Source organism: Cupriavidus sp. CuC1 (assembly GCF_044627735.1).
In the GTDB taxonomy this organism is placed as follows: Bacteria; Pseudomonadota; Gammaproteobacteria; order Burkholderiales; family Burkholderiaceae; genus Cupriavidus; species Cupriavidus ulmosensis.
The window spans coordinates 1-1,159 of record NZ_JBIUHC010000383.1; the positions used below are offsets into that span (position 1 = coordinate 1).

Below are 1,159 nucleotides of genomic sequence, written 5' to 3' on the forward strand. Positions count from 1 at the left end.
TGGTGACGCCTCCCGTTGGGAGGTCTCCCCTCGGCAATGTTGCGAACCGGCGATCTGCCCCGATCCGTTTCGTGCTTGGTGAGTAGCTCCGGGGAGTCGCACCCCGAGGCTCTCGCAGAACCGTACGTGACACTCTCGCGTCATACGGCTCCCGTTATCCAACCACACCCTAAGCAACCCGCCAGTGGGTAAACAGTCCACGATAGATATCCTTCATCCTGCCCAGCCACGCCACGCCGCGCAGCTTGTGCCACGACAGCGTCTTGTACTTGCGCCGGGCCCACGTCACAAGTCGACGGTCAACATAACGCGCCAACTCGCGCATCGCAGATCGATGGAATGCCCCGTAGTAGCTTAGCCACCCACGAATTGCCGGATTGCAGAACTCAGCGAGTTCCTCCAGCGTTGCTGGAGTCCGGCGGTGCAGCCGCCAGTTCCGCACCGTCTGCCTCATTCGGTTCAGCGCTTCCTTGCTCACCGCCGGCAAAAAATTGGTAAATCGCCGGTTGTGTCTGTTCAGCGCCTCACGAGGTCGGAACGTGAAACCCAGGAACGTGAACTGCACGTCGGGATACGAACCGGGACGGTTACTGTCCTTGCAGTACACAATCTTCGACTTCTCTGGATGCATCGTCAGCCCACAGTCCGCCAGCCTCGAGGCTATTGCCTCCATCACGGCCTTCGCCTCTGCTTCCGTGCGGCAGTGGACCACCGCATCATCGGCGTATCGGGCAAACGGACACTGCGGATACGTCCGCTTCATCCAGTTGTCAAACGCATAATGCATGAACAGGTTCATCAGGATCGGACTAACTACGCCTCCCTGGGGTGTACCCCTCGTGCGGGGTATCTGCTCCCCGTCCGCGGTTTCAAACGGCGCGCACAGCCACCGCTCAACGTACAGCAGGATCCAGTCTTCCCTGATGTGGCGCCGCACTGCTTTCATCAGCAGCGCATGGTCGATCTGGTCAAACGCCGCCTTGATGTCAAACTCAACAACCCAGTCGTATTTCCAGCAACGCTTTCGCGTCACGGCAATCGCCTGTTTCGCCGACTTGCCCGGCCGGTACCCATAGGAATCTTCGTGGAATACCGGATCAAGGATCGGCTCGATCATGAGTTTGGTCACCGTCTGGGCGACCCTGTCAGATACTGTGGG

1 protein-coding gene is annotated in these 1,159 nt (G+C 59.3%); it reads right to left on the reverse strand.

Features of this window, described 5'->3' with window-relative positions; all coding sequences use genetic code 11:
- Window positions 1–169: 169 nt before the first annotated feature.
- Window positions 170–1,159: group II intron reverse transcriptase/maturase (gene ltrA / locus ACGLHR_RS51780; RefSeq protein ID WP_400103901.1), on the reverse strand; the 990-nt coding region annotated here is incomplete at its 5' end.